The organism is Streptomyces sp. NPDC059900 (genome assembly GCF_050270335.1).
Taxonomy (GTDB): domain Bacteria; phylum Actinomycetota; class Actinomycetes; order Streptomycetales; family Streptomycetaceae; genus Streptomyces.
Map to the genome: position 1 here is coordinate 1 of NZ_JBNNJZ010000570.1, position 5,050 is coordinate 5,050.

General features: G+C 69.0%; 7 protein-coding genes. 4 read left to right on the forward strand and 3 right to left on the reverse strand.

Annotated features, from left to right (window positions below):
• Positions 1–817, reverse strand: an 817-nt coding sequence (locus ACQKIP_RS39300; RefSeq protein ID WP_427745253.1) for a DUF5937 family protein, incomplete at its 3' end; no start/stop codon positions are given.
• Positions 818–973: 156 nt separating this feature from the next.
• On the opposite strand from ACQKIP_RS39300, the gene ACQKIP_RS39305 reads away from it, so the two are divergent.
• From ACQKIP_RS39305 to ACQKIP_RS39315, 3 genes are all read left to right on the forward strand, one after another.
• Positions 974–1,609 (forward strand): LysE family translocator, encoded by a 636-nt coding sequence (locus ACQKIP_RS39305; protein WP_365863558.1) that lies wholly within the window; start codon positions 974–976, stop codon positions 1,607–1,609.
• A 179-nt stretch (positions 1,610–1,788) separates the two neighbouring features.
• A complete protein-coding gene (locus tag ACQKIP_RS39310; RefSeq protein ID WP_365863560.1) occupies positions 1,789–2,016 on the forward strand; it encodes a hypothetical protein in 228 nt (75 codons plus the stop codon).
• Positions 2,017–2,385: 369 nt separating this feature from the next.
• Positions 2,386–3,120, forward strand: coding sequence for an MFS transporter (locus ACQKIP_RS39315; RefSeq protein ID WP_365863562.1), 735 nt, complete (start codon positions 2,386–2,388; stop codon positions 3,118–3,120).
• Positions 3,121–3,227: 107 nt separating this feature from the next.
• Here ACQKIP_RS39315 and ACQKIP_RS39320 read toward each other — a convergent pair whose 3' ends face one another.
• The gene (locus tag ACQKIP_RS39320) at positions 3,228–3,512 is read right to left on the reverse strand and encodes a helix-turn-helix domain-containing protein (RefSeq protein ID WP_365863682.1); all 285 of its coding nucleotides are present in this window, start codon (positions 3,510–3,512) and stop codon (positions 3,228–3,230) included.
• 625 nt (positions 3,513–4,137) lie between these two features.
• Here ACQKIP_RS39320 and ACQKIP_RS39325 point away from each other — a divergent pair.
• The gene (locus tag ACQKIP_RS39325) at positions 4,138–4,368 is read left to right on the forward strand and encodes a hypothetical protein (RefSeq protein WP_365863564.1); all 231 of its coding nucleotides are present in this window, start codon (positions 4,138–4,140) and stop codon (positions 4,366–4,368) included.
• Between the two features lie 37 nt (positions 4,369–4,405).
• Here the strand turns inward: ACQKIP_RS39325 and ACQKIP_RS39330 are convergent, their stop codons facing one another.
• A complete protein-coding gene (locus tag ACQKIP_RS39330; RefSeq protein ID WP_365863566.1) occupies positions 4,406–4,903 on the reverse strand; it encodes a DUF6082 family protein in 498 nt (165 codons plus the stop codon).
• Positions 4,904–5,050 lie beyond the last annotated feature (147 nt).

Sequence of the window (5,050 nt, forward strand, 5' to 3'; positions counted from 1 at the left end):
GGCGGGCGGTCGCAGCGGGTGCGAGGGGCAGAGCGGGGTAGGTGATCCGCAGGGGCCAGGGGGCGTCGCAGGTGACGCGGACGTGGGGCCAGACGTAGTGACTGGCGGTGAACGTCACGGGGTGGTCGCGTGTGACAAGGATGTCGTGGTCGTGCGGACGGTCGAGGCGCAGGGTCCGGCGGCCGGGATCTACGCGGATCTGGGGAGCGAGGGTGCGGAGCATCGGGAACAGGCCGTGGTGGGCTATCCGGGCGCCTGAGCGGGTGATCGACTCGTACAAGGAAGGCTCGATGCGCTCCCACTCCTGGGCGAAGGCGGCGTCCCAGTAGTCCTCCAGCACGCTGAGCGCGTCGTCGAGGACGGGGAGGGGGTCGGTGAGGATGTCCTCCAGGCGTGCCGCCCGGCTTGGGTCGCTGTTGCCGTATTCGGTGAGCACCGCGTCGCGGATGGCGCGGTCGTCGACGAGGTCGTCGCCGGTGTAGCGGGAGGTGTCGACAAGCGTCAGGGCGAGTTCGGCGGCCAGCAGAGCGGGCGGCAGGCCCCGCACAGCCGCGAGCTGGTCCGCGAAGTCGGCGTCGTGATCACCGGTGCGGCTTTCGAAGAGGGCGGGGACGTAGTCGGCCACGACGAAGGCGTGCTCGCGCATACGCCGGCGCAAGGCGGCGGGCAGGCGGCGGCACCGCCTGACCCAGGGGACGTGCAGGGCGTGGTGGCCGGGGTCGGTGAGGACGTGCCAGGAGTGGACGGCTTCGAGCAGAGGGGAGACGCAGAAGGCGATGTCCTCCTCGGCCGTCTCGGCGAAGCGCAGGGTAATCACGATTGCAGGATTTCACAATCAGTTGATCGGAACCGGTCGTCCCGGTCAGGCTCCTGAGCGGATCGCACGCCGTCCGGCCGCAGCGGCCTCGTCACTGCTCACACCCCCGCACCGCCCTTCGTTGGTTGCGCGGCACAGATCAGGAAGTCCCAGCTCATGGTGAAGACCGAAAGCCTTCTGGCGTTCGCCGCGATGTCCCTCGTCGTGATCGCGATCCCCGGCCCGAGCGTCCTGTTCGTCGTCGGCCGCGCCCTCGCGCACGGCCGCCGCACCGCGCTCGCCACCGTCCTGGGCAACCTCCTGGGCTGCTACGCCCTCGTCATTGCCGTCGCACTCGGCGTCGGCGCCCTGGTCCAGAGCTCGACCACCGTGTTCACCGCCGTGAAGCTGGCCGGCGCCGTCTACCTCGTCTACCTCGGCGTCCAGGCGTACCGCCACCGTGGCCGGCTGCGCGCCGGTCTGACGACCGGGGAGGGCGAGCGGCGCGGTGATCTGCGCGCCGTCCTGGACGGCCTGCTGGTGGGCGCCACGAACCCCAAGGGCCTGGTCTTCTTCGCCGCGGTCCTGCCGCAGTTCGTGAACCACGACGCGGGGAACATCCCGTTGCAGATGATGGTCCTTGGCCTGATCCATGCCGGGATCGGCCTGGTCTGCGACACCGTCTGGGGCCTGGGTGCCTCGGCGGCCCGAACCTGGTTCGCCGGCTCCGACCGGCGCCTGTCGATGATCGGCGGCGCGGGCGGCATCGCACTGATCGGCCTCGGGCTCACCGTCGCCACCACCCGCCACTGACCCCGCTGCGCGTACTTCCCCGGCCTCGGGACTGGTGGGCTCGCATGTTGAGGTGCCGCGTATTGCAGCTTGGACAGCCCTCGTTGGTCACTCTGGGTGGCAAGGACCGTGTTCGCGGTGCCCCCTCGGACGGATAGGTTCACCGTGGTGTGTTCGAGTCACTTCTGGAGGGACCACCGGTGGACGTTGTCGCGATCATGGAGGCGCTGGCCGAACAGGGCATCACCGTGCTGTTCAAGGCTGATGCTGAGCGGATAGCAGAGAGGCGGAAGCCCTGGACGTTCGTGGCGAGTGACGCCCCGTTGCGTGACGACATCCTCGTGCGTACCGACGCTGGGTCGCTGGAGCAGTGCCTCGAAGCTCGCCTGTCCCGCCTGCGCGAACTGGGCTTCGCTTTCCCTGAGTAACGAGGCATGTCAGCGGGAGCGGAGCGACAACTCACCGTGTGTGGTCACCAGGGCCGTATCGGCTCCAGGTTCCGCCGGCCTCGGCGACCAGGCGAGTAGCGGTCTTGTCGTGGTAGCCGAGTGCTTTCGCGATGACGGGGGCCGGGGCTTGGAGGACGAGCTGACGGATCGCGGAGCTTCTGCCGCGCTGCGGAGGGACTCCGATCTCACGCAGTTGGACTTGCAGGCTGACCGGGTTCATCGGCCGTCCCGGCTGACGGCCGGGGAAGAGACACTGTGAGCTCCTGATGCTGGCCTAGGGCAGGTGCTGGCGGGACTGCATGTAGGCCAGAACGGCGCGCCACAGCGCCGCTGGTAGGGCCGGACATCTTGCGCCAGGCGGCGATGGTGCGGGCCGACGTCGCCGCGCTGCTCTTCCTGGGCGCCTTCTTCGGCTTCCAGTTCATCGTCACGCCCTACCTGCAAGAACTGCGCGGCTGGTCCTCGCTGCAGACCGCGCTCGCGCTGCTCGTCATGGGCTGTGACGCGGTGCTGGCGCCCACCCTCACTCCGCGCCTGGTCAGCCGCTACGGCAACAGCCGGGTCGTCGTCGGCGGCTTTGTGCTGGCGATCCTGGCCTACGGGCTCTTCCTGCCGGTCAGCGCGGACTGGTCCTACGCGGCGATGTTCCCCAGCCTGATCATCGCGGGCACCGCCTTCGCGCTGGCCTACGGGCCGCTGACCATCGCGGCGACCGAGAGCGTGGCCCGCGAGGAGCAGGGCCTGGCGGGCGGACTGCTCTACACGTTCACCCAGTTCGGCTCGGCGGTCGGGATCTCCGCAGTGACCGCGGTGTACGGGATCGCCGCAGCCGGCACCGACGGCTCACCCGGCGCGGTCCTGGACGCCTACCGCACGGCGCTTCTCACCGGTGGCCATGGTGGTGCTGGGGACCTTGATCGCCGCCGTCGGCCTGCGCGGTTCCAGGCCTGCCGCACGCCAATAGGCCCCGCCTGCAGGTGTGCCCGAGGCCCCCGGCGCGCCCTGCCGGGAACAGCGACACCCGCCAGGGGGCAGCCGCTGGATCCCGCGTGCGGCGGTGCGGCCCGAAGGCCAGCGGCGTAGTGGTCGGCACCAAGGAGTACAGGCCCGCCACGAGGCGGGTACGGAAAGCCCGGGGACGTGGGGCACCAGCAGTCCGGGGCCGTACCCCCATCACCTGATCTATCGAACTACCCAGTGACAGCGCCGGAGTCCGGCGGGAGCTGGCGATCCGTCGTCTCGCGCCACGCGGTCGGGACGCTGCCCGGTGCCCAACCGAGTACCTCCTCCAGACGCCGGGCTGCGAAGGGGACGGGCAAGCGTCCGCGATCACTCTCGTGGAGCCTGATGGTCGCCTGGCTCAACCCGGTGCGATACGCCAGCTCCCTGACGGAGATGCCCCCGGCTTCCCGGAACTCGGTGAGAGCTTTCGCCAGCCGCTGGGATTCTTCGCTCATGACAACAGCATTCCGCATCACGAGCGCTCGGTCAGCATCCCGGCACTCGTCCCTTGCCGCCGCACGGCCACAGTCTGCCGGCCCCCGCGGTACCGCCTGCGGGTGACGCCATCAACCGGGTGCATCCCCGGACACTCCCGGGAGTGAGGCGAGCTTCACGGTCACCCGACCTCGTTGCGCACGCTGCGTCCCCGGCGCGGCATCACCGGCTGACGACCGCACGGATGCCGGGTACGCAGCAGCACAACTCCTGTACCGGGCCGTTACCCGCAGCATCCGTCGGTGCGCTGCGCCCTGTCCGGGCTCTGCCGGGCCGGGTTGGCGACGTCTGGGGGCGAACCGGGCGGCCGGACCCGAGAAGGGTGGTCGGGGCAGAGCACACACGTCCCGCCGGCATGATGTGCACGGCCCGGCAGATGCCAGGCGCGGACACGCCTGGATCCTGAGCCGGGTACCTGCGCTGGGCGTCGGCCGTGCCCTAGGCTGCGGCCACCGTTCGAGCGGTGGCGTGCGCGACGGCCCCTCACGCGCGCGTACCTGGCGGCTCTTCGTGCTTCATCGGCCAGAACTCGTGCGGACTGCACCGGAAACGCCTGACATGCAAACCCGCAGGTCCTCACACAGAAGGAACGCCCGAATTCACATGAAGATTGTTAGGCGGCTGGACACCACGGGCCGACGCTGCATCCACGACTCCAACTGTCCCGCAGTGTTCTCGCTTTCCAACGGAGACGTTGCTTTTATCGGCACCGCAGCATCGACGGAACTCCAGAACAGCCTGCCGCAGGGTTCCGGTATCGGTGCCGGAGAGAACCTCGTCGTGGTTCCCCGCGATGTACTGATCAGCGCAGGGTGGATCCCGCCCACTGCCTGATACCGGCCACGGCCCGGCGGGATACGCCGGGCCGTGCCTACTGGTCGCCCGTGCGCCGCGCATAGGCTGCCTCGGCCAGTTCGTAGAATTTGCGCATGCTGCCGCCGTAGGGGGTTGAGCCATTGCGCCGAGAGCGGGTTTCCTGCCAGAACTCTTTCGTCACCGTGCTGCTGAAGGTGTGAAAGAGAGCTTCCTCGATCTCGTCGTCGGTGTAGTAGCCCAAGTCGAAGCACATAGCGTGGTGCGAGATCACTAGGTTCGCGTACATGTACTGCCTGCGTCGGCTCCCCGTGACGCGCGGCCCGTAACCTGGCCAGCACTCCATGAGCAGTGGGTCGCTGATCGCCATTTGCAACAGGCTCTGGTGCTGGCGCCGCAGTGTCGCCGCGGCGGCCTGCTGAGCACTCCGGTGCTGCTCCACTGCGACCTCGCGTTGCATCGCGAGCTCGAGACGCTGTGCCTCGAGGAGCTGGCGCTGCATCCTGGACTCTTCACCCTGGTGGTGAAACGTCCTGGCGATGTAGAAGAGCACCACGACAGTTGACTCCTCCCCCAGCTGAAGCCGGGGGATTCCTAGCTCACGTCGCCTGACCCCCCGACGGGGGTGCAGGTCTTGCACGATCAGCGCTAGCCGGGTGCGAGACCAGCCCGGACGAGCATCACGTGGGCGGAGTTCTTGTCC

What these genes read in the sequence shown, in the direction of transcription:
- ACQKIP_RS39305 (WP_365863558.1), top strand. Translation starts at nt 974, where the DNA reads ATGGTGAAGACCGAAAGCCTTCTGGCGTTCGCCGCGATGTCCCTCGTC.
- ACQKIP_RS39320 (WP_365863682.1), bottom strand. Translation starts at nt 3,512, where the DNA reads ATGCGGAATGCTGTTGTCATGAGCGAAGAATCCCAGCGGCTGGCGAAA.
- ACQKIP_RS39325 (WP_365863564.1), top strand. Translation starts at nt 4,138, where the DNA reads ATGAAGATTGTTAGGCGGCTGGACACCACGGGCCGACGCTGCATCCAC.